This is a genomic window from Paenibacillus sediminis (assembly GCF_017873765.1).
GTDB classification, from domain to species: Bacteria; Bacillota; Bacilli; order Paenibacillales; family Paenibacillaceae; genus Paenibacillus_AG; species Paenibacillus_AG sediminis.
Window position 1 is genome coordinate 1 of sequence record NZ_JAGGKP010000003.1, and the last position, 23952, is coordinate 23952.

At 44.3% G+C, this 23952-nt stretch carries 22 protein-coding genes and 1 tRNA gene; 7 read left to right on the top strand and 16 right to left on the bottom strand.

What is annotated here, in order from left to right; translation table 11 throughout:
* A partial coding sequence (locus J2Z20_RS08655; RefSeq protein WP_245252176.1) for a Rid family hydrolase occupies positions 1–105 on the bottom strand: 105 nt, incomplete at its 3' end.
* An 86-nt stretch (positions 106–191) separates the two neighbouring features.
* Positions 192–1364: an MFS transporter gene (locus J2Z20_RS08660; RefSeq protein WP_209848266.1), complete on the bottom strand. Its 1173-nt coding sequence runs from the start codon at positions 1362–1364 to the stop codon at positions 192–194.
* A gap of 292 nt (positions 1365–1656) precedes the next feature.
* On the opposite strand from J2Z20_RS08660, the gene J2Z20_RS08665 reads away from it, so the two are divergent.
* Positions 1657–3135 (top strand): potassium/proton antiporter, encoded by a 1479-nt coding sequence (locus J2Z20_RS08665; protein WP_245252178.1) that lies wholly within the window; start codon positions 1657–1659, stop codon positions 3133–3135.
* Positions 3136–3755: 620 nt separating this feature from the next.
* On the opposite strand, the gene J2Z20_RS08670 is transcribed toward J2Z20_RS08665, so the two are convergent.
* Both J2Z20_RS08670 and J2Z20_RS08675 read right to left on the bottom strand, forming a co-directional pair.
* A tRNA-Thr gene (locus J2Z20_RS08670) sits at positions 3756–3827 on the bottom strand.
* Positions 3828–3897: 70 nt separating this feature from the next.
* Entirely contained in the window at positions 3898–4200 is a 303-nt protein-coding gene (locus tag J2Z20_RS08675) for an MTH1187 family thiamine-binding protein (RefSeq protein ID WP_209848271.1), read from the bottom strand.
* A 428-nt stretch (positions 4201–4628) separates the two neighbouring features.
* Between J2Z20_RS08675 and J2Z20_RS08680 the strand changes: the two genes are divergently transcribed.
* On the top strand, positions 4629–6962 hold the full coding sequence (locus tag J2Z20_RS08680) for a ribonucleoside-diphosphate reductase subunit alpha (protein WP_209848274.1): 2334 nt from the start codon (positions 4629–4631) through the stop codon (positions 6960–6962).
* A 22-nt stretch (positions 6963–6984) separates the two neighbouring features.
* Positions 6985–8016 carry a ribonucleotide-diphosphate reductase subunit beta gene (locus tag J2Z20_RS08685; protein WP_209848277.1) on the top strand — a complete coding sequence of 344 codons (1032 nt, stop codon included), beginning with the start codon at positions 6985–6987 and terminating at the stop codon, positions 8014–8016.
* A 149-nt stretch (positions 8017–8165) separates the two neighbouring features.
* Here the strand turns inward: J2Z20_RS08685 and J2Z20_RS08690 are convergent, their stop codons facing one another.
* Both J2Z20_RS08690 and ssuE read right to left on the bottom strand, forming a co-directional pair.
* Positions 8166–9137 carry an FTR1 family iron permease gene (locus tag J2Z20_RS08690; RefSeq protein ID WP_342454289.1) on the bottom strand — a complete coding sequence of 324 codons (972 nt, stop codon included), beginning with the start codon at positions 9135–9137 and terminating at the stop codon, positions 8166–8168.
* A 171-nt stretch (positions 9138–9308) separates the two neighbouring features.
* Complete coding sequence (ssuE, locus tag J2Z20_RS08695) at positions 9309–9872, bottom strand: NADPH-dependent FMN reductase (RefSeq protein WP_209848280.1); 564 nt, start codon at positions 9870–9872, stop codon at positions 9309–9311.
* A gap of 406 nt (positions 9873–10278) precedes the next feature.
* On the opposite strand from ssuE, the gene serS reads away from it, so the two are divergent.
* On the top strand, positions 10279–11553 hold the full coding sequence (gene serS / locus J2Z20_RS08700) for a serine--tRNA ligase (protein WP_209848283.1): 1275 nt from the start codon (positions 10279–10281) through the stop codon (positions 11551–11553).
* A 94-nt stretch (positions 11554–11647) separates the two neighbouring features.
* On the opposite strand, the gene J2Z20_RS08705 is transcribed toward serS, so the two are convergent.
* From J2Z20_RS08705 to J2Z20_RS08725, 5 genes are all read right to left on the bottom strand, one after another.
* A complete protein-coding gene (locus J2Z20_RS08705) occupies positions 11648–12211 on the bottom strand; it encodes a GNAT family N-acetyltransferase (protein ID WP_209848286.1) in 564 nt (187 codons plus the stop codon).
* 103 nt (positions 12212–12314) lie between these two features.
* Positions 12315–13406, bottom strand: coding sequence for a carbohydrate ABC transporter permease (locus J2Z20_RS08710; RefSeq protein WP_209848290.1), 1092 nt, complete (start codon positions 13404–13406; stop codon positions 12315–12317).
* The gene (locus J2Z20_RS08715) at positions 13406–14491 is read right to left on the bottom strand and encodes a carbohydrate ABC transporter permease (RefSeq protein WP_209848292.1); all 1086 of its coding nucleotides are present in this window, start codon (positions 14489–14491) and stop codon (positions 13406–13408) included. Before J2Z20_RS08715 ends, J2Z20_RS08710 begins: the two co-directional genes overlap by 1 nt.
* Before the next feature lie 95 nt (positions 14492–14586).
* Positions 14587–15999, bottom strand: coding sequence for an ABC transporter substrate-binding protein (locus tag J2Z20_RS08720; protein ID WP_209848296.1), 1413 nt, complete (start codon positions 15997–15999; stop codon positions 14587–14589).
* 144 nt (positions 16000–16143) lie between these two features.
* On the bottom strand, positions 16144–17169 hold the full coding sequence (locus J2Z20_RS08725; protein ID WP_209848299.1) for a LacI family DNA-binding transcriptional regulator: 1026 nt from the start codon (positions 17167–17169) through the stop codon (positions 16144–16146).
* Positions 17170–17489: 320 nt separating this feature from the next.
* On the opposite strand from J2Z20_RS08725, the gene J2Z20_RS08730 reads away from it, so the two are divergent.
* A complete protein-coding gene (locus tag J2Z20_RS08730; RefSeq protein ID WP_209848302.1) occupies positions 17490–17957 on the top strand; it encodes a hypothetical protein in 468 nt (155 codons plus the stop codon).
* 7 nt (positions 17958–17964) lie between these two features.
* On the opposite strand, the gene J2Z20_RS08735 is transcribed toward J2Z20_RS08730, so the two are convergent.
* Complete coding sequence (locus tag J2Z20_RS08735) at positions 17965–19092, bottom strand: phosphodiester glycosidase family protein (RefSeq protein ID WP_209848305.1); 1128 nt, start codon at positions 19090–19092, stop codon at positions 17965–17967.
* A gap of 213 nt (positions 19093–19305) precedes the next feature.
* Here J2Z20_RS08735 and J2Z20_RS08740 point away from each other — a divergent pair, with 213 nt between their 5' ends.
* Together J2Z20_RS08740 and J2Z20_RS08745 are read left to right on the top strand one after the other, a co-directional pair.
* Complete coding sequence (locus J2Z20_RS08740; RefSeq protein ID WP_209848308.1) at positions 19306–19620, top strand: hypothetical protein; 315 nt, start codon at positions 19306–19308, stop codon at positions 19618–19620.
* A gap of 79 nt (positions 19621–19699) precedes the next feature.
* Positions 19700–20530, top strand: coding sequence for a hypothetical protein (locus J2Z20_RS08745; protein ID WP_209848311.1), 831 nt, complete (start codon positions 19700–19702; stop codon positions 20528–20530).
* Positions 20531–20639: 109 nt separating this feature from the next.
* Here J2Z20_RS08745 and J2Z20_RS08750 read toward each other — a convergent pair whose 3' ends face one another.
* The 4 genes from J2Z20_RS08750 to J2Z20_RS08765 all read right to left on the bottom strand — a co-directional run bounded on the left by J2Z20_RS08750 (position 20640) and on the right by J2Z20_RS08765 (position 23792).
* The gene (locus J2Z20_RS08750; RefSeq protein WP_209848314.1) at positions 20640–20864 is read right to left on the bottom strand and encodes a DUF2292 domain-containing protein; all 225 of its coding nucleotides are present in this window, start codon (positions 20862–20864) and stop codon (positions 20640–20642) included.
* 104 nt (positions 20865–20968) lie between these two features.
* On the bottom strand, positions 20969–21829 hold the full coding sequence (gene cysW, locus J2Z20_RS08755; RefSeq protein WP_209848317.1) for a sulfate ABC transporter permease subunit CysW: 861 nt from the start codon (positions 21827–21829) through the stop codon (positions 20969–20971).
* A gap of 13 nt (positions 21830–21842) precedes the next feature.
* Entirely contained in the window at positions 21843–22673 is an 831-nt protein-coding gene (gene cysT / locus J2Z20_RS08760) for a sulfate ABC transporter permease subunit CysT (protein ID WP_209848321.1), read from the bottom strand.
* A gap of 48 nt (positions 22674–22721) precedes the next feature.
* A complete protein-coding gene (locus tag J2Z20_RS08765) occupies positions 22722–23792 on the bottom strand; it encodes a sulfate ABC transporter substrate-binding protein (protein WP_209848324.1) in 1071 nt (356 codons plus the stop codon).
* Positions 23793–23952: the final 160 nt, after the last annotated feature.

The window sequence follows — 23952 nt, forward strand, 5'->3', positions numbered from 1 at the left end:
CCCGAGCTGCCCTGAAGTATATACCAAATTGCCAATGCTTATGCCTTGCGAATACGGCCCAAGAGCGCCAGGAGCAGCAGATGTCGAAATCGCTTGTTTACTCATATGTATAACCCTTCCTTCTCCCTGTTTTTTCTTATTTTAAAACTGAATGTTTCAATTTGGCAAATGGCGGTTCACAAACCATTCTCTTAATCGCTAAGAACTCGTCGTCCCAAAGTGAATGCCATTACTAACATAATAACCCCTGCACTCGCCTGCAAGCCATAAATCTGCATCCATAGCGGCAAGTCTGTAATCCACTCATATACTTTACCGCCAATCATCGGTCCAATAAACGAAGCAAACCCGGTAACGGCTGAATAGACAGCGAAGAACATCGCACGTTCTGTCTTCGGTGTGTCTCCGATTACAAAATTGAAAGACAACTGGTTGAACCCGCCCACACCGACACCAAGCAGCGTATGTACAATGATAAGAACAAGCAGTGTTGGGAAGATTGACAGGAGACCCCACGATAAGCATGACACAGCGATGATCGGCAACGTCCAGTAGAGCAGCTTCTTGTTGCTGTACTTCGCGTTTAGATTGCCCCATATGTAGAAGCTGATCATCATCATTACCGTTTGAAGCACGGTAAGACCGGATACCGTCTGATAGTTAATTTTCAATAAATTAAGCATGACATAAGAGTACATAGGAACAACGAGCGTCTGCACGAGCAGCCACATCGCTAAGAAGAAAGCGGCTCTAATAAAAGATTTATCGCGAAGCGGCCTTGTGAACATCGGGAGAAACTTACTTTCCGTGGAACGCTCAAATGGTACTTCCGGATAAAATAAGAAAATCAATATATTTAATAAAGCACATGTCCAAATCATAAAATATAGAACAAGAAACCCTTCCCCGCCTGGAACGCGATCAAGAACAGTGCCCCCAGCGAACATCGCAATACTGCCAAGCGCATTCAAAATTGTGTTGCGAATGCCAAAATAGCGACCGCGAACACGGGCAGGCACAATATCACTAATGACTGAGGTCCAAAGCACACTGCCGGCAGTATTCGCTATAAAAGCAGCAGTATACATCACAATAAATGCGCTGACCCAATACTCTTTACTGAATATAAAAGGAATCAATCCCGTTGAACTCCATAAAATACGATGTAAGGCAACGAACAGGACGAGCATCCATTTGCGCCGCTTTAGCTTTTGCATCCAATAAGCAATTCCAATTTGCAGCACGTTTACAAATGTCGTAATCGCAAGTACGAATCCGATTTGCCCGGATGTCGCTCCTAAATAAAGTAAATATCCTGTAAGGAAGGGCTGTCCGAGCAGCACTCCGAATATCGTTGACGGCATTCCTTCTATTGTGCCGATCCACAGGTTTCTACGCTGTGCAGTAATTTTTCTTCTGAACGCTCTTTGTCTCCCCTTGGCTGTAACAAAAATGAGGGTTCACTCCTTCAATGTAAAAAATACTGACTGTTACCCATCATATTACGCTCAAGGGAAGTGCAGTCAATACAAAATAAAGGAGCAGGTGACATTGAAATACGGAACAAAATAAGCGCCTTTTCCTCTCGTTTGTGTCTGTTTTCTTTAATTCGTTATAATAAAAGAAATGCTAAATAATGGAGGTGACGCCGTGCATTTGACTTCGCTGAGCGATTCAATTATTTTCTTGCTTGCAATTCTTCTTCTTATCGGAGTATTAACGACTAAATTTTCAACTCGCTTCGGTCTCCCTGCACTTGTATTTTTTATTGCCGCAGGGATGATCTTGAACCGTTTTGTATTTTTTGACAATGCGTTTCTAACGCAGCTCGTAGGTATGCTGGCACTCATTGTTATTTTGTTTGAAGGCGGGATGCAAACTAAATTTAAAACGATCAAGCCGGTCATCCCGGCAGCTCTGTCGCTTGCAACTGTGGGCGTTCTGCTCACAACAATAATTGTAGGGGTATGTGCCAAATATATTTTACACGTGACATGGCCTGAAGCGTTTTTGTTTGGAAGTATAGTAGGCTCAACCGATGCAGCAGCTGTGTTCTCTGTCCTAGGCGGCAAAAATATTAAAGAACGCATCACTTCTACTCTTGAGGCAGAATCGGGAAGCAATGACCCGATGGCGGTCTTCTTGACAGTATCGTTAATCGAATGGATCAAACAACCCGAAGCGCATATATGGCATTTAATATTGTCTTTTTTCTGGGAAATGGGCTTCGGTCTCATCTTAGGACTTGTTTTCGGCTGGATTGGCGTACGAACGATTAACCGAATTAATTTCGATTCCTCTGGACTCTATCCTGTGATGGCAATCGGCTTTGCTATTCTTACATATAGCTCGGCGTCACTTATCGGCGTCAGCGGTTTGCTTGCAGTGTACATTATGGCAATGGTGCTCGGTAATTCGGATTTAACTTACAGCCGCTCTATTTTATCATTCAATTCGGGTTTTGCTTGGATGATGCAAATTGGGATGTTCGTCTTGCTCGGTCTGCTCGTCTTCCCTGATCAGCTGCCCAGTATTATATGGGAAGGCATTCTCCTCTCCCTCCTGCTTATGCTTGTGGCAAGACCAATCGGCGTGTTTATTAGCACGATGTTCATGAAATTTAGCTTTAACGAGAAGATATTGATCTCTTGGGCAGGACTACGCGGTGCGGTTCCCATTGTTCTGGCAACGTACCCGCTCATGGCTGGACTTGAGATTGGGCATCTATTCTTCAACGTTGTCTTTTTCGTCGTACTGACTTCAGCTGTCATTCAGGGATCAACCATCTCCCCTCTAGCCACTAAGCTTGGACTTGTAGGTGAGCAAGTAGCTCTGCCGCCTACGCTGTTAGAGCTTGTCGCCCTAGGCAAAACGAAATCGGAAATTAATCATTGCGAAGTTCGCGAAGGCATGGTGATTGCCGGCAAGGAGATTCAGCAGCTTAACCTGCCTGACGATGTACTGTTCACTGCCATTATCCGCGGCGAGCAAATTGTTACCCCGCGCGGCAACACGGTTATTGAGCCTGGCGATACGATCTACATACTGGCACCAAAGACGAAGAGAGATCAGATCAAGCGGCTTCTCTTCTCACAAAATAAGGTTCAGCAAGATACAGTAAGTAGCACTTCGTAATCACTAATCACTTGGCAACTTCAATTCTAAAATGTGAAGGGCTTATGGATCCATCTCTTAAGCCCTTCTTTTATGCTTTATTTGCAAAACACATCCAAATGCTGTATAATATTAACTTGTTGATTAACCCTCAATACGTTTCCTCTTTAAGAAATTCCTCTATAAGTACCATCTCATTTTTAAATTCCTATTTGATCAACCCTAAGAGTAAGAATTATTGAGCATTTCTGATTCACACTGGCGCGGTCACTGGAGCCGCAAGGACAAAAGAGAGGTAGGGCTTTTGTTGTTTTAGAAAATAGAATGTTGGTGTTACACACATCTGGAAGGAACCGTTCGCCTTGCTTCACCGCTGAAGGCATGGGTTAATAATATATATAGCTTAGATAAGCTTACTACAAAGAGGCATCTGCTATGGATCTTATCCATACAGGTGCCTCGCCTAATTTCAGCAGAAAATGCCCTCATTCTAACTGACTTTTTTTATAAGCTCCATTCATAGATGCGAAATCCGGACAACATTTTACTTCGATTATTTTAAAATTATAAACTTACGTTAATATGCAAAAACGCGGTCTCCGAAATAATCGGATTCCGCGCTTTATTTGTGCTTACAGCAATGCTGGTGAAGGGAATTGAACCCCCGACCTACGCATTACGAGTGCGTTGCTCTACCCCTGAGCTACACCAGCAAGTATTTCAAACAAAAAATATTATACCGCAGTTACACGTTTTTTCAACCCAATCTCGCCCTTTTGGATATTATTTCAATTTCTCTCTAACCGAATTCAGCTTCTGTTCACTAGAGGACGGTTTGTCGCGGCGGTCATCCATTTTCACCGATGTCGACACACGGCCTGCTCCTGATTGAAACGGCACTTCATGCAGCGCCGTAATGGCACGCCATACATCGTCAAGCGGTCCTTCAATAATCGTACTCATGGACGTCAATTGATACTTTACACCCTTCTGCCTTGCCAATACCTTCTGCATATCCGCTACGTAGCTGCTCAGACTCGTTGTAGCTGTCCCAACTGGAATGATCGTAACTTCTGCAATAGCCACTTTTTCACCTCCTCTTTTCTCCATATATATTGTAAGCAATAACGAGGTTCTGATGCAAAAAATAGTCCTTTTTGGATCTACAAACAGGAATTTATTTTCTATGAATTTCGACCTATTTTATTTTTTTCCACTACCAATTACCCTAGTGTTTTTCTCGAAATTTTGTTATACTGCTCCTTGCTGTCTATTAAATTTTCTGGTTTACAAACACTATATATTGATGTAAATTAAGATAACAACAACGAAATATAGTGTGAACGGCCATTTTCGTCATTTTACAAGCTGCAACTTAATAGGGAAGCACAGAGAGATTCTGTCAAAGTCCCGCCACAGTAACCGGCATCCGGTTAAACGACAAAAAACGAGCATTTCTGACTCGGTTAGAACATGCTTTTTTCAATCTGCTTCGAAAGTGAGGAGTTATCATCGTGCCACAAACTGTCATCAAACCAAACAACCGTCAACTTGCTTTTGACCCATCGAGAATTGAAGCATATGCTGATCGAATACTCGAAGGACTTGAGTCATTGGACAAAGAACGACTCATTCGCGGGGTTCATGCCAAGCTAAGAAGAAATGAGATTACAGGGGAAGAAATCAGCAACGCGTTTACCATGTCTGCCCTTGAACTCGTTACGAAAGAAGAACCTAACTGGAAATACGCTGCAGCGCGTTCCCTTCTTACCTCTCTTTACAAGAAAGCAGCTTTCAACCGCGGTTACAAAGCTTATTCCGATCGTCCTTACGGAGCGTTCTATCCTTTAATCTCCGATCTTGTTAAGCAAGGAATTTATCGTGAAGAGCTGCTTGAAGCATATACAAAAGAGCAAATCGAAGAACTTGGTGCACATATCGACTACACTCGTGATCTATTGTTCGATTACATAGGTTTGTTAACCTTGACTGAACGTTATCTAACAACAGATTTCGATGGCCGTGTTATGGAATTGCCGCAAGAGCGCTACATGGTTATCGCGATGTACCTCATGCATAAAGAACCAGCTGACAAGCGTCTTGAGCTCGTTAAAGAAGCTTACTGGGCAATGAGTAATCTATACATGACTGCTGCTACACCTACGATGTCTAATGCAGGCAAGAAGGTCGCTGGTCAGCTTTCAAGCTGCTTCATCGATACCGTAGATGACTCCCTTGAAGGTATTTTCGATTCCAATACAGATATTGCACGTTTGAGTAAAATGGGCGGCGGTATTGGCGTCTATCTTGGTAAAGTACGGGCACGCGGATCAGACATTCGCGGACATAAAAACACAAGCTCAGGCGTTATTCCATGGATTCGCCAGCTGAACAACACCGCTGTCAGCGTTGATCAGCTCGGTACTCGTAAAGGTGCAGTAGCTGTTTATCTCGACGTATTCCACAAGGACATTCTCGCGTTCCTTGATTTGAAACTGAACAACGGCGACGAACGGATGCGTGCGCACGATATTTTCCACGGAGTCGTTATTCCTGACTTGTTCATGGAAGCCGTTGAAGCACGCGGAGATTGGCACTTGTTCGATCCGCATGAAGTGAAGAAAACGATGGGCTGGAAAGATGCGCAAGGTCGTGCACTTGGACTTGAGGACTTCTACGATGAGAAATTCGGCGAAGGTTCCTTCCGCCAGAAATATGCTGAAGCTGTTGCAAATCCAGCATTGTCCCGTATTACAGTTCCGGCAATCGATATTATGAAACGGATTATGAAATCTCAGCTTGAGACAGGTACACCGTACATGTTCTACAAAGATACCGTTAACCGTGCGAACCCGAACCGTGCACATGGTATCATCTACTGCTCTAACCTTTGCACAGAAATTATGCAAAACCAATCGCCTACAGTGATTGAGCAGGAAGAACTCGTAACGAAAGACGGACAAACTCGTATTGTCATCTCCAAAATTCCAGGAGACTTCGTTGTCTGCAACTTGAACTCGATTCATTTGGCTCGTGCAGTACCTGCTGGCGTGCTCGAACGTCTCGTTCCGATTCAAACACGTATGCTGGACAACGTAATCGACATTAACAACATTGAAGTGCTTCAAGCACAATACACAAACAGTCAGTACCGTGCAATTGGTCTGGGCACTTTCGGCCTTCATCATTTGCTCGCGCTCGAAGGCATTCGCTGGGAATCTGACGAAGCTGTAGCATACAATGATGCACTCTATGAGAAAATTAACTACTTGCTCATCAAATCCAGCATGGAACTTGCTAAAGAAAAAGGATACTATCCTAAATTCAAAGGTTCTGATTGGGAAAATGGCAACTACTTCACGCTCCGCGGATACACTGACGGAGAGCATGAAGGTAAATTTGTAACGACCGAACAATGGCGTGAACTGCAAGCCGAAGTACAAAAACACGGCGTACGTAATGCTTGGATGTTCGCTATCGCTCCTAACGGATCGACTTCCATTATTGCCGGTTCAACAGCCAGCATTGATCCACTGTATGACTTGTTGTCTTATGAAGAGAAAACAACATACAAGATTGCTAACCCAGCTCCAGATCTATCTGAGAAAACAATCTGGTACTACAAAACAGCGTTCATGATTGATCAGAACTGGTCCATCAAGATGGCAGCCGCTCGTCAACGTCACGTTGACCAAGGCCAAAGCTTCAACCTGTATGTACGTCCTGACATCCATGCGAAGGACTTCCTAGCACTCCATCTGCACGCTTGGAGAGCTGGACTTAAATCTACGTATTATGTGCGCAGCAGAGCGCTTACGATCGAAGAATGTGAGTCTTGTGCATCATAATATTTAAGGAGAGGTGACAACATTGCAACTTCAAAAAATATTTAACACCGAAGCACCGAACCGTTCTAACCGTATTATCGAAGGCGAAACGTCTGGGATTCTGAACTGGGACGACATCCGTATGCCGCAAATGTACAAGCTGTACAAAGTACTTTTGCTAAATTACTGGATTGCCGACGAAATCCCAATGTCTAAAGATGCTCAGCAGTTTCCACTGCTGGATCCTGAAGAGCAACGCACTTTCAAAATCAACATCTCCCTGCTCGCTGTTCTAGATTCTATGCAGACGATGTTTGTAGGGGATGTGAAACGATATTTCACCGATTCATCGCTGGAAGCCATTTCTGCGATCATCGGACAGCAGGAAGTCGTGCATAACCAATCTTATTCTTACGTGCTCTCCTCCATCGTATCAGAACAAGAGCAGAAAGAAATTTTTGAATATTGGAAGCACGATCCGGTTCTGCTCGAACGCAACCGGTTTATCGCTGACATTTATCAAGATTTCCGCAATGAGCAAACGCCGCAAACGTTCTTCAAAGCGCTCGTGGCTGACCTCATTCTAGAAGGTGTATTCTTCTATAGTACGTTCGCCTTCTTCTATAATTTAGCTCGCGATCAGAAGATGATGGCTACAAGCCAAATGATCTCATACATTCAGCGCGACGAGAATCAGCACTGCTACTTCTTCGCAGAAGTGTTCAAGCAGCTTCTTCTCGACTTCCCAGAGCTGAACACGAAAGAGAATATCGATTACTTGTACCGCACGTTCGACCGCGCGGTTGAGCTTGAAACGAACTGGGCTCATTATACGCTTAAGAATGTAAAAGGTATTGATCTTAACGAGCTTGAGCATTATATCAAATATATTGCGAACAGACGCCTCACACTTATGGGCCTTGAAAAAGCCTACGAAGGCGTCGATGTGAACAGTATGCCTTGGATCAAACCATTCTCTGATGAAGCACTTAACTCGACGAAGACAGACTTCTTCGAAGCGAAATCCCGTAACTACGGTAAAGTAGGCGACGATAACGGCTTTGATGATCTGTAAAATAGAATAAACACAAATAAGACTGCCCAATAGGGGCAGTCTTATTTGTGTATCGTAAGGAAGTTGATTTTTATTTCACCGTCAGAACAGCATAAAAAAGAACATATAATCCTCTGTCTAGTGAATTACATGTTCTTGATTTTCATCTATTATACATCAATCAACTGCGCCTTCTTCTTCAATGCTTTTCTTTTCGTTAAATAATGAGCAGCTAAATAAGAACCTACAACATAGACGACTGCTAGAGCTTGAAAGGATAGTGTTTCAACCGTCGGGAATAGGCAGAACCATACTCCAGCCCAATTAGGGATATGGATTGGAAGATGCGTCGTGCTCATCCAACCAGCTAATTGCATTTCTTGTATCGTTTCTCCCACCATTACAGCAAGTACAACAACTAGTAACGCTCCTGTAAAGACTAACATTTTCTTATATGGCAGACGGCTGTGAGCTAAGAAGGTCAAAACCCCTACTATAAGAGTTAACGCTAATCCGATGATCGCACCCTGTAAAATAATTTCTGAACCGACTTTTAAACGTAAGTTCTGAAGAAATAGAACCACTTCAAATCCTTCACGATATACCGATGTAAGACCCAGTACAAAAAGTGACCAAAAAACATTTTTGCTGACTTCTTCACCATTGCTTCCTGTTAGCTTTTGTTTTTTTCGATTATGCAGGCCTATCCAGCCCTGCCAGTATATCTTGTGAAAGAACCAATTCATAATAATTAATAATACAATTACAGCCAATACTCCAGTGAATGCTTGAATTGCAAGTTCCGATGCATTGACCGAAGATATGATAGCAACAACGATAAACCACGTTACAATAGTCGCTAAAAACGAGACACCGGCTCCCGCGGAGATAGGCTTCCAAAAGTTATCTTGTTTCTTGCGAACCAAACCAGAAATAATGGCGGATAATACTAAAATGGCCTCTAAACCTTCTCGAAAAACCAAGATAGCAGTGTTTAATATAGCTGCACCAGGCGATAAATCTGTGCTTGACGGATCGGGATTGCCATGGTAATTGACCCCTTGCCAGATAATGATCCAAATCAAAACAAGCAAAGAAACTGCAATAAGCATGGACTTTAGGTTTAGCATTTTTCGAAGCACTTATAATACCTCCAGAACACTCTTAGTATGTAATGATAATGATAATGATAATCTTTATCATTTATTAACTGAACTTAGTTTATTTCTTTTCTTTTCTCAAGTCAACAATAAAAAAAACATATATTAACCATAATAGGTCAATATATGTTTTCACTCATAATCAACAAATAACTACTTCTGCTGTTCAGCAGACTGTATGACTAGCTTATAGTCCAGCTCGCGAATGAACTCTTCGGCCGCATCCTTAAGACGATCTTGAATGTCGTCCGCCAACTCGAATCCGCCTTGCTCCGTACGCGCAACTTGAGCATCTACCGCGTATACCCCGCCCAAAATGTGGCGAGCACCAAGAGCCGACAATACAGGCTTGAGCGCATAATCAATGGACAACAGATGAGCTAAGCTCCCACCAATGAAGAGTGGTAAAATGAGTTTCCCTGCAAGTCCTCTTTGCGGAATTAAGTCAAGAAATGTCTTCAGCACACCGGTATAAGACGCTTGGTACACAGGGCTTGCCACAATAATCGCATCTGCTTTCGCAACCCATTGATTCGCATTCACGATAGCTTCACTATTAAATTTAGTATGTATTAGATCTTCTGGTGGCAGTTCTGCTACATTTATCGTACGAACCTCAATATTTTGTTCCGAAAGCTTTGCTTCTACAAATTGAATCACTGCACTCAATCTTGAATTCAGTGAAGGATTTCCATTAATAATAGTTACTTTAGCCATTTCTAACTTCCTCCTTAGCATGAAGCATGGAACAAATGCTATATGAACAGCATAAATCATTATGCAAAAAATGTTAAGCCATATCGAATTGCGGTTTGTATCTTAACATATTGACCCATATTACTCATTTAAGATATACTGAAGTTTAAATATTCCATACGATTATTATGCCGATGAAGAGAATCCAACTCGGAGGCGTTTTCGACCAGAGCTAATATGTAAATTCACATACACTCCCTAAGTTAACCGGTTGTCGCCCGTTATCGCGATCCAAGAGGATCTAAGCTATGCTTGCTTTAATCGCAAATGCTTAGATCAATTTGGGTGGCACCGCGAGTCCTAAGCGCTCCTCGTCCCAATGTGATGAGGGCGCTTTTTGACTTTTTATGAAAAGGGAGTGCGGTGTATGTTAGACATCAAATTTATTCGGCAGCATGCCGAGACCGTTCAGCGAGTGGCTGATCAGAAAGGGATCTCGGTATCGATTTCTGATCTGCTTGACCTCGATCATCGGAGATTAAAACTGCTTAAAGAGACGGAAACATTAAGAGCAGCACGCAATGAGCGAACGAAGGAAATTGCTCTGCTTATGAGACAAGATGCTTCAAAGGAACCAGAAAGTCTTAAAAACGAAGTGAAGCAAATTAACGTTCAGTTAAATCATCTCGAAAGAGCACTGACAGAGGTTAATACAGCTTATCATCAGATGATGATGCTTGTGCCTAACATCGTCTCGCCTGATACGCCCGTAGGCAAATCCGATGCAGACAATGTAGAAATCAAACGAGTCGGTGTGCCTCCTGCCTTCAATTTCGAGCCCAAAGACCATGTGAAGCTCGGTGAGCTTCATGACATGATTGATATTCCGCGCGGGGTTAAGGTTGGCGGAAGCCGCAGCTATTTTCTAAAAGGGGCTGGCTTTCAGCTTCACCGAGCGGTACAGCAGCTGGCCATTGATCTACTCATAAGCCGTGGATTTATCCCTATGGATGTGCCAACCATGGTTCGGCAGGAAGCCTTATGGAACACGGGATTTTTCCCAACGGGTCAAGACCAGACATACAAATTCGAAGATGAACCTAACTGGCTTGTTGGCACTTCGGAAGTATCTTTAATGTCGTATTACAGCCAAGAAATCGTCGATGTCAGCGAGCCGATCAGACTTGCCGGTGTATCGTCATGCTTCCGCAGAGAAGTCGGTTCGGCGGGAAGAGATGTTCACGGATTATACCGTGTCCATCAATTTGCGAAGGTAGAGCAAGTCATTCTCTGTGAGAATAATGCGGATGTATCGGAGCAGATTCTGCAGCAGATTACCCAAAATGCGGAGGACATTCTGCAAATGCTCGAACTCCCTTACCGCGTCATGGCTGTCTGCACCGGAGATATGTCTCAGAAAACGTACAAGCAATATGATATTGAGACGTGGATGCCAAGCCGAAATGGATACGGCGAGACACATTCGTCGTCGAATTTGCACGACTTTCAAGCTCGCCGCTCGAACATTCGGTACCGTGGCGAGGACGGCAATCTGCATTACTGTCATACATTAAACAATACTGCCGTCGCAACTCCTCGAATACTCATTCCATTGCTTGAAAATCACCAGCAAGAGGACGGATCGATCTATATTCCGCAAGCTCTGCGCAAATATTTAGGCGGCGCAGAACGCCTAGGCTAGACCCGTTCGCGGAGCGCCATCACCAAATTCCGAAGTTGAAGAACAAAAGATAGGGTGTACCTTTGCCGAAATGGCTTTGGGACACCCTTTTTATTCACCTTTTAAACTCTTCTCTTAAGATCGAATACATTCGCAAATCTTGATGTGCCCCTTTGAGAAACATCGCTTTTCTAATGATGCCTTCGAAAGACATTCCTGACTTCTCCATGACTCTACTGGATCCGATGTTCTGGATAAAGCATCTCGCTTGAATACAAACCAAATCCATTTGCTCAAAACCAAATTGAATAATCGCTCTTGCCGCTTCCGTAGTCATCCCTTTCCCCCAATAATCTTTCGAGAGAACATATCCGATCTCCGCAATTTTGTGATCCGGTTTCCACCACACGAAATCAATCGTCCCGATCATTTTCCCGTTTTGCTTATATTCAATGGCCCATGGAGCTACGCTTTTGTTAGCATACTGCTGCAGTACATAGTTCATAAACTGCTCTGTGTCGGACATGGATTGATGAGTGTCCCAAGTTACATACTTGGTTAGTTCTTCATCCGAAGCATAGGAATACATATCTTCTAAATCTTCTAATCTTAGTTTTCTAAGAATGAGACGTTCTGTTTCCAATACTGGCAAATCGGTATAGATGTCCGCGATCTCCATATAAATCCCCATCCTCCACGATTGTTATATATAACCATTATATAAATAAAAGAAGTAGTATCCATTAAAAAAATAGAATACTACTCTTCTTTATGTGCTGCGATTAGCCTTTGACCGAACCGCCCATTAAGCCGCGGACAAAATATTTTTGCAGGGCGAAAAATACAGCGAGCGGCATCAGCATCGATACGAATGAGGCGGCGGTTAGCAAATGCCAATCGTTGCCGTACGAGCCGACCATTTCAGCAATTCGCATCGACAGCACCTGAACGTTCGGCTGGCTGCCAATAAAGACGAGTGCAACCAAATAGTCGTTCCATACCCATAGAAACTGAAAAATGCCAATCGACGCGAGCGCAGGAACGGACAGCGGCAAGATCAGTCTCGTAAATATCGTAAAGTTCGACGCGCCATCCATAAAGGCGGATTCGAACAAATCACGAGGCAGCTGACTGATATAACTGTAGAGAAAATAAGTAGCCAGCGGTAAACCAAAGCCAGTATGCGCAATCCATACCCCAAGGTAGTTACCATTTAGACCAAGAGCCGTAAAGTTTTTAAGCACTGGAATGAGTGCGACCTGCAGCGGTACGACGAGCAGTGCAACAACAATAATGAACATCGTTTTCCGTCCCGGAAACCTCATCCACGAGAAAGCGTAAGCCGCAAAGGATGCAATTAAGATCGGTATTACTGTAGAAGGAATCGATACGGTGAGCGTGTTAATGAAAGACCTAGACAAGTTGCTGCCCTTCTCTGTCTTTCTACTTCCGTCCGGCTGAGTTATCTCGTACTGCTTCCCGCCAAGCACGTTTTTATAGTTATCCAGTGTAAAGTTAAGATTCGCAGTCCACTCCTTCTTCTGCACATTCACAATGCGGTTACGTCGATTTTCCCAAATCAGTCTGCGTCCATCTGAAATGTTCACACCGGTCTTAAGCTGATCATCTGTATAATTCTGACCGAGTACGCCAATCAATTGCTTCAAATCTGTATCTTTAGGGAGTGTAACTTGATCCGCAGTCTTCCAGGCATGATGCGGGAATATCGTCCACCAGCCGCTTTGCAATATGTCGCTTGGCGTCCTTACGGAAGAAATGAATAAACCAAGTGTAGGTATAAGCCAGATGAGACAAATAAAGCCGAGGATCCCATTGACGAGCCATTTGGAGCCCTTTCTTTTGTGCCGCCTCATTAGAATCCTCCCCCTTGCTTACGGAATTGCCGCAAATTGAATATGAGCACTGGAATAATGGCAATAAGCAGCACGATTGCAAGTGTTGAACCGTAGCCGTTATTACGATACATGAAAAATTGACGATAAAACTGTGTCGCCACGACGTCCGTATCGTACTGGCCGCCTGTCATGACCATGACGACATCGAATATTTTGAGCGTAAATACTATAATCGTTGTCGTTACCGACAGAATCGTACCTGAAATGTAAGGAATCATAATATTGAAAAAGATTCGAATCTCGCCCGCTCCATCCACTCTCGCTGCTTCGAGCTGTTCTTCTGGAATCCCCTTAATAGCAGCAGACAACAATACCATAGCAAAGCCCGTTTGCATCCATATCAAAATAATAATAAGGAACAAGTTATTCCAAGGCTGAGCGAGTGTAGTCCACGCTTGCGGCTCGCCGCCGAGTGAGATGACAATAGCATTGAGCAGACCAATCTGCTGATTGCCCGGAGTATAGAAGTAAACGAACTTCCAAATGACACCCGAAGCGACCATCGATATCGCCATCGGCATGAAAATAATCGATTTCGCCAATTTCTCGTAGCTGCTGCGGTCCGCCAGAACAGCGATGACGAGTCCAATGGATACACAGGACAGTGTGCCGATAACGACCCATAACAGGTTATTACGGAGGGCAGAGAACAGCAGGCGATCGGTGAAAATAGCAACGTAATTGGCAAATCCGACAAAATCGACCGAACCTGCATCCATAAAGCTAAGAACAATAGTGCGAATGGCAGGAATGAGCAGCAGCCAAGCCAGCAATACAATAGCCGGAGCGATAAAGATAAACGGCTGTACACGCTGTCTCCACTTAACCGGATACTGTTCAACAACCCAGTTCAAGGACAAATAAATCGTATATACGCCCCCGACACCCCAAATAATCGCCAAAATCGCATACCATATTGGATTCAGCTGTGCATCACGTAAAAACAAGAAGATTTGAAAGTGTATCACCGCATTTATTGCAGGTACCAAAATGGTTGCAAGGCCAAGCCATAATCGATTCTGCTTCTGAATTGAGGTCTCCATGAGGTCCCTCCTCAATGAATCATTAAAGTCTATTATTCTAATAAAAGAGGGGGCAAAGGCCCCATCTCCTTAATCCCCCTCCATTTGGGTGTTACCTACTTCTTGAATCCCGATTGAATTTCATTTAACGCTCCGTCTAGGTCAACGGTACCGCTAACGTAATCGGTCATTCCTTTCCAGAACGTACCCGCTCCGACGGACCCTACCATCAGATCAGAACCGTCAAAACGAATCGTAGTTGCGGATTGCACCAACTCTGCCATTCGGCGGTCAACATCTGTAGAATACCAGTTAAGATCTGCGTCATTCATTGGCGCGATTACGCCGCCAGATTGAACCCAAGTTTTAATGGATTCCCCTGTTGAGAAGAACTCCATAACCGCACGCACTTCTGGGCGGTCATTGAACATCGAGTAAATGTCTCCAGCGACCAGTACAGGCTTGCCATATTTCGCATCGATTGGCGGCAAGTAGAACCAATCATAATCTTCTCCTGCTTTTGCTGTTGTCGGGAAGAAGCTTGTAATAAAGGAGGCTTGACGGTGCAGCCATGCTTTTGGCGGATTATCGAACAGTACTTTTGGCGCATCGCCAAACGAAGTTGTTACGATGGATTTCACACCGCCGTATACATAATCTTTGTTAAGCCAAATGTCGGACATAATTTTGAATGCATTTTTCACTTCATCAGAAGTAAACGGCAGCTCGCCTTTGACCCATTTATCGTAGTTTTCTGGTGTAGTGGTGCGAAGCATAATATCTTCGACCCAGTCCGTTCCCGGCCAGCCTGTAGCGGCGCCGCTTTCGATGCCGATTGCCCAAGCCGGATCGCCATCAGCAGCGATCTGCTTCGTCAGTTCCATCATTTGATCCCATGTTTCAGGAACTTTGTAGCCGGCGGCGTCAAATTGTTTCTTCGGATACCACACTAAGCTTTTTACACTTGAACGATTCCATACGCCAGCCATCACTTTGCCGCTTGGACCGTCCATGTTGGCCATATCAAGCCAGCTCTTGTTGTAATTTTTCTCTAGCTTCGCTTTATCCATAAACGTAGTGATATCGATCACTTTGCCTTGTTTGACAAACGTAGAAAGCAAACCTGGCTGCGGGAAGTCCGCTATATCTGGTGCATTACCGCCATCGACGCGAATGGCAATCGTCGCTTCGAATTCTTTTGAACCTTCGTATTGAATGTCGATGCCTGTTTTGTCTTCGAATTCTTTAATGGCTGCGTTAAATTTCTGTTCATCGACATCTGTAAACGGACCGAACATCGACACCTTCGTGCCTTTGAATTTCCCTGCGTATGCTTGGTCTAAGTAGGACCCTTCCGGAGCCGGCTCTGTCTTCGTATCCGTTTGGCCAGTCGTTGTTTCTGTCGTTTTCGCAGGTTCATTTGACGTCGGTTCAGCCGTCTTCTTACCGCCGCCGCATGCGCTTAAAATCATTGAGAATAAGAGCACCATGACGATTGCAGGCATCATTCTTTTCATTTGTTTACTCATAGATCCAACCCCTTTGCTTAATATCACTTCGGATAAGTCTCAGTTAAGCAGGTCGTCGTTGAATAATTTTGTTTATAAATCTTAAAACCGCGCTGGTTAATAAACACCCCCTTCATAGAATTCATATGATAAATAATTCATATCTTAAATAGTGGAATTGCCGGAAAGTATAGACCGAGTAGAATCTCGAACAATTAATTGGTGGGGTACTGATTCTCGCAGCACTTTAACGGAACCAGTCGTAATCAGTTCATGGAGCTTCTCGACAGCCATGTGCCCCATTTGATAGACGGGTTGGGCAATGGTTGTGAGCTTAGGAATAACGATGTGAGCCATTCGGATGTTGTCAAACCCAATAACAGACACTTGACCTGGAACGGAAATTCCTTGATCTGCTAAATAAGAAATGACACCCATAGCAAATTCATCTGAGGCGGTAAAAACGGCGGTTAAATCCGGATGCTTGGTGAACAGCTTAGCGGCAGCTTCATAAGCTTCTTCAAACCACTGATCCGCAAACTCCACACAAGTACTATACTGCTCAAGTCCATTCTCGCGAAGCGCTCGCACAAATCCTTCATAGCGCGGCGGCCCTGAGACGGAACCATCAAGCGGAAAACAAATCATACCGATGTTGCGATGTCCATACTCAATTAAGTGCCGGACCGCATCGTACCCTGCCTGTTCTTCATCAACCTGTACAGAAGGAATCTCAAAATCGGTGGAGGAGGTCGATACTAGCACCGCTGGAAATTGCAGTCTTTGTATCGCTTCATAGTAGCTACTACGCAAAAAATCACTCGCGAAAATAATTCCATCTACCTGCTTCACATAAAAGTTCTCTAAATAAGAAATGAGCCGCTCTTCATCACGGTCCGTATTGCAAATAAGCAAGCTGTAACCGAGCAACTTCGCTGCATCTTCCATCCCTCTAATGACATCCGAATAATATGGATTTCGTATATCAGGAATGAGAACACCAAGCGTATTAGACTTTTTCGATATTAATCCTTGCGCTAACGCATTGGGCTGGTATTGCAGCTCCTCAATGGCTTGCAGAACACGAGCCCGTTTAGACTCGGCGACCGTTTCTGGAGCATTCATAACACGGGAGACGGTACTGATTGATACTTTCGCCATCCTCGCTACATCTTTAATCGTCGGTTTCATCATACAACTTCCTTTTCTAAATAATATTGGAAGTTTTAGAGTTATTTTGAAAACCTTTTCAGGACTATTGTAAGCGGTTGCTAATGGGAATTCAATCCTTTTTTTTGAAAAATTATTTATGATTATTGATCTCGCATTCATTTATCGTTAACGCCGAATAACCCGCTTCGTCTCCAAAGCAGGTTGACAGCATATATTGAATTAGCTCATGTCTTTTCACTGTAAAAATATGTTGTCCTTGGGCATGCGCCTAGGTCCAACAGCTCTGCAACCGACTATGCTAAATATACACAAAATGAGTTGTAAGGGAGAGATTTCGTATGAGTATGCAGCGGCACGGACGAATGGCATGGCGTCTAGAAATCGGGCAATATGTGCTGCGTAAATTGGCAAGCGCCGGGCTCATTTACGGGTTGTTCAGCATGGCAGACAGCTTAGCGCCTGGCCTATTCTACTCATTTACACGAGAAGATGTCTCAATTGAACAGTCCGTTTATGCCTATGGGTTAATAGGAGCACTCATTGTAGATGCTTTGATTGTATTACTCCCAAAATTAAGAATCGATCAAGAGTGTGCATTATATGTCTCAGCCGGCTTTGTTCTGTTCGCCTGTGGCGGCACGAATGAGGCCGGAGAAATTTCGTGGCTGAACGGAATACTCGGCCTGATCATGTTAGCTTTATTTTATATCGGCAGACTGCGCTTTCGGCGAGAATCATTCATCTTATTAATATTTGCCTTTATCATTCCGCTTATTTTCATGGAGTGGTATAGCCTGTTTGTGTAGTGCATCTTCACTTTTTCTTGCCTGGATCGATTTCTTTCGGATCAAGTCCTTCCCAAATGTTCGGGATATCAGCCTGCTCTGGATGCTCAAACACAAGGAAGGCCGTCGGCAAATAACGTTCTCCATATTCAGAGGAAGGGCGGTTGATTATATTGTTATCTTTCACCAAAACAGTGGATGAGCCGCCGTCTAGATTCGCCGCGATGACAGCACCATGCTCCAGCATGATTTGCTGCACATCGTATAGACTTGCTCCAATGCTGTAGCCTGGTTGACGACCGTCGATAACGACGAAGATGATCGCGCCGTCTTCCCTTTGGCCCATAGCCGTTCTCGGCGCTATTCCCCAGCCTTCGCTTTCATTCTTAATCAATCCTTTCCCATTCACGATAATACGGGGCTGAAAGGTGACCGCTTCTTGTATGCCGAGATTTTTCAGCTCATTAAGCGTATAAGACCCTGCGATCATTTTCCCATTTTTATCAATGCCGACAATTTGGGTTGCGCTATTGTTACCGAGGCCGTTATAGTATACTTTCCCCTGAGAAATGACAACACCAATCGGTTTGAACCCGTTCCCTTTCCAATTGGGATCTGCAAACCCGCCTCCGTTCACGCCAGCGATGGCTCCGGTTCTTTTCACCATGCTGGACACGGTCTCACCTTTACCGCGTTTACTAGGAACGCCGAGTCTAATTTTGGTTGGATCGTTTACAGTCATCACGTATCCACGATAACCGCTGCCGGATATTTCTTCAACTTCTACGAGCGGGATTTCCTTCTTCTGTTCAACTGCTGGATCAGGAATTTGAATCGTATGCGTGTCTTTCTCAAGTCCCATTTCTTCAAACCGTTCGTTATATTCAGCTACTCGTTTGTCCAGTTCTTCTTGTCCGATAATATATTTGGCCATATAGCGGTGCTGTGTCGTAATCAGAGTATCCGCCATTAAGTAACGAAAATGATTGCCTGATGGCGTAAAGAGCAGCCATCCTGCCGTTAATGCTCCTAATATGATCAGTACCCAGAACAAACGGGCTGCAGCGCGCAGCAAACCGGTCTTCCGCTTCCTTCTTAATTGAGCCTTTTTCTTATTTCTAGCAGCCGATCGCTGAGGTAAAGAAGTCGGTTCCATGGTATCCGTTCCCCCAAATCTCTCACATTCCTTATATGAACAATAGACGCATCCTGCCCGTATAAAGTTTTATGATTTTGGAAATTTGTACTGATAAATAATTAACCCAAACTCGATTAAGAGTCATTCAATAGATGAAACCATTTCGCAGATAGCGCGTTATAACCATATAATAAGAAGCATAAACCATGATAAGAAAGTGGGGATAGCAACATGTCAAGCTTATCAAGAGGATTAAAATGGTTAACATTTGCATTCGAGGCTATGCTTGCAATTCCGGTTTTAGGCGGATCCATTGTACTAGCGTTTGGGTGGGCGCCGCTAGTTATCGCGTTTTTCCTGCATATCGCTGCAATTATTTCTTTAAGCAAAGACCGTGCGTCAGCAGCAGGTAACTACGTTGGGGTCATCACATCACTTATTGCTTGGATTCCATTCGTAGGTTGGATTATGCACTGCGTTACCGCAGTAATCCTCTTCATCGAAGCGATTTCAGGAGGGCGATCCAGTACACGTACGTATCGTTAATATTAATAATACTTGAATTGTGATCTAGTCCATGTAATATTGGTAATAGCCTGTGAATAAGGAGGGGTTGCATCTGAGTATGTTAGAGCTCCGATCTTGGATAGAGGTTCATCCTGCAGAATCTATTCTATGTGGACTGATCATTGTTATGTTCGTCTGGCTATATATTCATACGCGTCATCGAATGGATGCTAGCATTGAAGCACGGTTAAGCAAGGTGCATCAGACACTGGAACTGTACACATCCGCATCTGCCTTATTAGAGATAGCAATAAGCAAGCAGACCATCTCCGAGGATGAACAGGAAGCCGTTATTTCTGTGCTTGAAGGGTGCAAAGCTGCTCCGTATTTGACCGATGACCTGGTTGATCTAATCGCAATCTACTTCCGTGACCGCGATACTTCCCACCTGGCTCTTCTGCACAAAAGTGTACATCGCGAAATCCACAAAATGATATCGGAACAATTACGGCTATTACGAATTTTAGAGCAGCCTGGCTGGGGCCTCTTACTGTGGAAGACAATTAGACCGGCACTTCCTTTCTGTCTGTTAGTTAGTACCGTTCTGCTTCTATGGCAGCTTATTCTTGACCTGAATACGCCAGTACTAACCTTAAGTACATGGGAGACTGCCCTTATTTGGTGCCGGTTCTTATCGTCTATATCCAGCATCCTTGTTATTTATATGTTGTTATTAACGGATAGACGTACATTGTTCAGTCCAACAGCTTACCTTCTCATCGTCTTCATCGCGATATTAGGTGTGCTGAGTATTATGTTTTTAGAAGCCGCTGTCTATTTGTTTGCATTACAGCTTGTTGTCTATTTATTAGGCTTTTACATCGCTAGGCCAAAATCACGAAAAGCTCGACCTTACGTCATATCAGGGTCCATCCAAGATCAACAATAAACCCCGCTTCGGTCCGAATCGCTCATGTTACTTTTTGTCTGAGCGATTCCTTCGACACATGCGGGGTTTTCTTCTTCCCTTTTTCAATTCTCTCTAATTCACCTGCGTACTATTTTACTCCTGTTTGACGCAGTACCCGCTCTGTATGCTGCGGATTTTTGCTAGATTTGGCGGCGTTTGAAGCGTTGTTATCGTAACGCTTACGTTCCGTTCGATCCATCTGAACAATTTGACCTTCGTGAACAACGATATTTAATGAGCCGAACTCCATATCGTTAAGCAATGCTGCGATGCGTTCCAACCAAATTTGATCCACTTTTAACGGTTTTGCCACGCTGCCGCCTCCTTCTCCATAGCTTTACAAAAGCTGTTTTTCAATTCATTCTTTTCCAACCAATATACTTTGAATTATAGATTAACATCTACTTGAAACGAGTGTCAATGGACACTTTTCCGTGTAAACCAACTTTTTAGGACAAGCGTTATAACAGCGAGAAGCAGCAGTAGCGAAGCGACAGCAAACGATGCCGAAAACTGATACTCATTATATAAAATTTCAACGTGCAGAGGCAGCGTATTTGTCTCTCCACGAATATGCCCTGAGACGACAGACACTGCGCCGAATTCCCCCATCGCTCGCGCGTTGCACAGAACAATACCGTACAGAAGTCCCCACTTAATATTGGGGAGCGTCACTCGCCAGAACACCTGCCAGCCGCGAGCTCCTAACGTCACTGCAGCTTCTTCCTCCTGTGATCCTTGATCTTCCATCAGCGGAATGAGTTCACGAGCAACAAACGGAAAGGTGACAAATAAGGTAGCCAGCACAATTCCGGGCAACGCAAAAATGATGTGAATATCATGCTCCTTAAGCCAAGGTCCAAGCCAGCCGTGAGAGCCGAATACAAGTACATAAATAAGACCCGCAACAACTGGAGAAATGGAGAATGGCAAGTCAATCAATGTAATTAACAACTGTCTCCCCCGGAACTTAAATTTGGTGATCGCCCAAGCGGCAGCTATGCCAAAAATCGTATTTAGCGGAACTGTAATCGCTGCGACTAGTAAAGTGAGCTTGAGCGCCGACAAGGCATCCGGGTCTCTGAGCGCTGCGATGTAAACGTCCCAGCCCTTCTTCAGTGATTCTGTTAATACAACTGCGAGCGGCAGCACAATTAACCAGATAAGGACGAGGACCGCCGCCACAATAAGCACGTTCTTCACCCATCTTCTCTTGGGCACTGTAAGTTTCTCATTGCGCGGAGACGTCTGTCCTATCATCGGCACGCTTCCAGCCATCTGCGGCACCTCCTTATCTTGAAGTTCTCCTCATCCATTTCTGCAATGAATTGATCACGAGCAGCAGCACAAACGAAATGAGAAGAAGCATAATCGCTACAGCTACTGCCCCTGCATAGTCATACTGTTCCAGCTTCGACATGATGAGCAGCGGAGCAATCTCCGTTCGCATCGGCATATTGCCCGAAATAAAAATGACAGATCCATACTCTCCAATTCCGCGTGAGAAAGCGAGCGCAAACCCCGTTAGCAGCGGCGGAATAAGATACGGCAGCAAAACGGAACGAAAAGTGCGCCATCTCCCGGCACCGAGCGTCGCCGCCGCTTCCTCTACGTCTGCTTCAAGATCTTGAAGCACCGGTTGTACCGTTCGTACAACAAATGGAATGCCGATGAACATTAGTGCAATTGTAATGCCCACCGTTGTAAATGCAATTTTGATCCCTAAAGGTTCAAGCAAAGACCCGATCCATCCATGTTGTGAATAAATCGCTGTTAGTGCAACACCCGCAACGGCTGTTGGAAGTGCGAAAGGAAGATCAATCATTGCATCAAAAATTCGTTTGCCCGGAAATTCATAACGAACGAGCACCCATGCGATCAATAAACCAAATCCAGTATTGGCCACTGCCGCAGCCGCTGCTGTCGTCAAACTGACGCGGTACGAAGCGACAACTCTTGGGTCTGTAGCTACATCCCAAAACTTCGCCCACGTCAGTCCTGTAGAATTAAGTAGCAAAGCGGACAACGGCACGAGTACGATTAGACTGAGATAGAATACGGTGTAACCCATCGTTAGCCCAAAGCCTGGAAGCAAACGGCGCTGCGATGCCTGTGTATTCATGCTTAGATCCTTCCTTTCCATTCGAACAGTATAAGCGGAATTGATTACTTAGCCTTTTGGAACATAAATTTGGTCGAATATGCCGCCATCATTGAAATGTTTGTTCTGAGCTTGTGCCCAGTCGCCGAACAATTCATCGATCGTAAATAATTTAATATCTTTAAACTCATTAGCAAATTTCGTTTTAACACTTTCTAACGTTGGACGATAATAATTTTCTGCCGCAATCGTCTGTCCTTCTTCAGAGTAAAGGTATTTCAAATAGGCTTCGGCTACTTCTCTTGTTCCTCTTTTATCGACCACTTTATCTACAACTGCCACTGGCGGCTCTGCAAGAATACTTACCGATGGATAGACAACTTCGAATTTATCAGATCCCAGCTCTTTCAAGGACAGCAGCGCTTCATTCTCCCAAGCGATAAGCACATCGCCAATACCGCGTTCTGTGAACGTCGTCGTCGCACCTCTAGCGCCTGTATCCAGCACCGGCACATGGGCAAATAATTGTTTAACGAATTCTTGTGCCTTCGCTTCATCATTGTTATTTTGCTGCAGTGCGTATCCCCATGCCGCTAAGTAGTTCCAACGAGCTCCTCCGGATGTTTTCGGATTCGGCGTAATGACTTCTACCCCGTCTTTAATGAGATCGTTCCAGTCGTGAATTCCTTTTGGATTGCCTTTGCGTACTAAGAACACAATGGTTGAAGTATAAGGCGAGCTGTTATGCTCGTATTTCTTCTGCCAACCTTCGTTAATTAATCCTTCATGCTGAATGGCATCAATGTCATAGCCTAATGCGAGCGTTACAACATCCGCCTCGAGACCATCAATGACAGAACGACTCTGCTTGCCCGATCCGCCATGGGATTGTTTAATGGTCACTTTCTGTCCTTTCTCTTTAAGCCAGTAAGCGGCAAATGCCTTGTTATATTGTTCATAAAGCTCTCTAGTCGGATCATACGATACATTCAAAAGCTCGACTTCTTTTGCAGCTGCACCCTCTTTGGCCGCTCCTGCCGAAGCTGTATCCGAACCGGATTTATCGCCGCATGCCGCCAGCATCCCCGTTACCATAATGAATACTAATCCAACAATAAATTTTTGATTCAGCTTGCTCATGTTATCCCCTCCAGACATGACTTCGACTAAACAGAGCCCCCATTTTTAAAAAAAAGACGGAGAAATGCTTCCCTGCTTATGGTCAAACCAGTACTCGAAACTGTGTCTGCTAAGCGGGCTGCATTCCTCCGTATATACGGTGAGAACTATACTAAATATA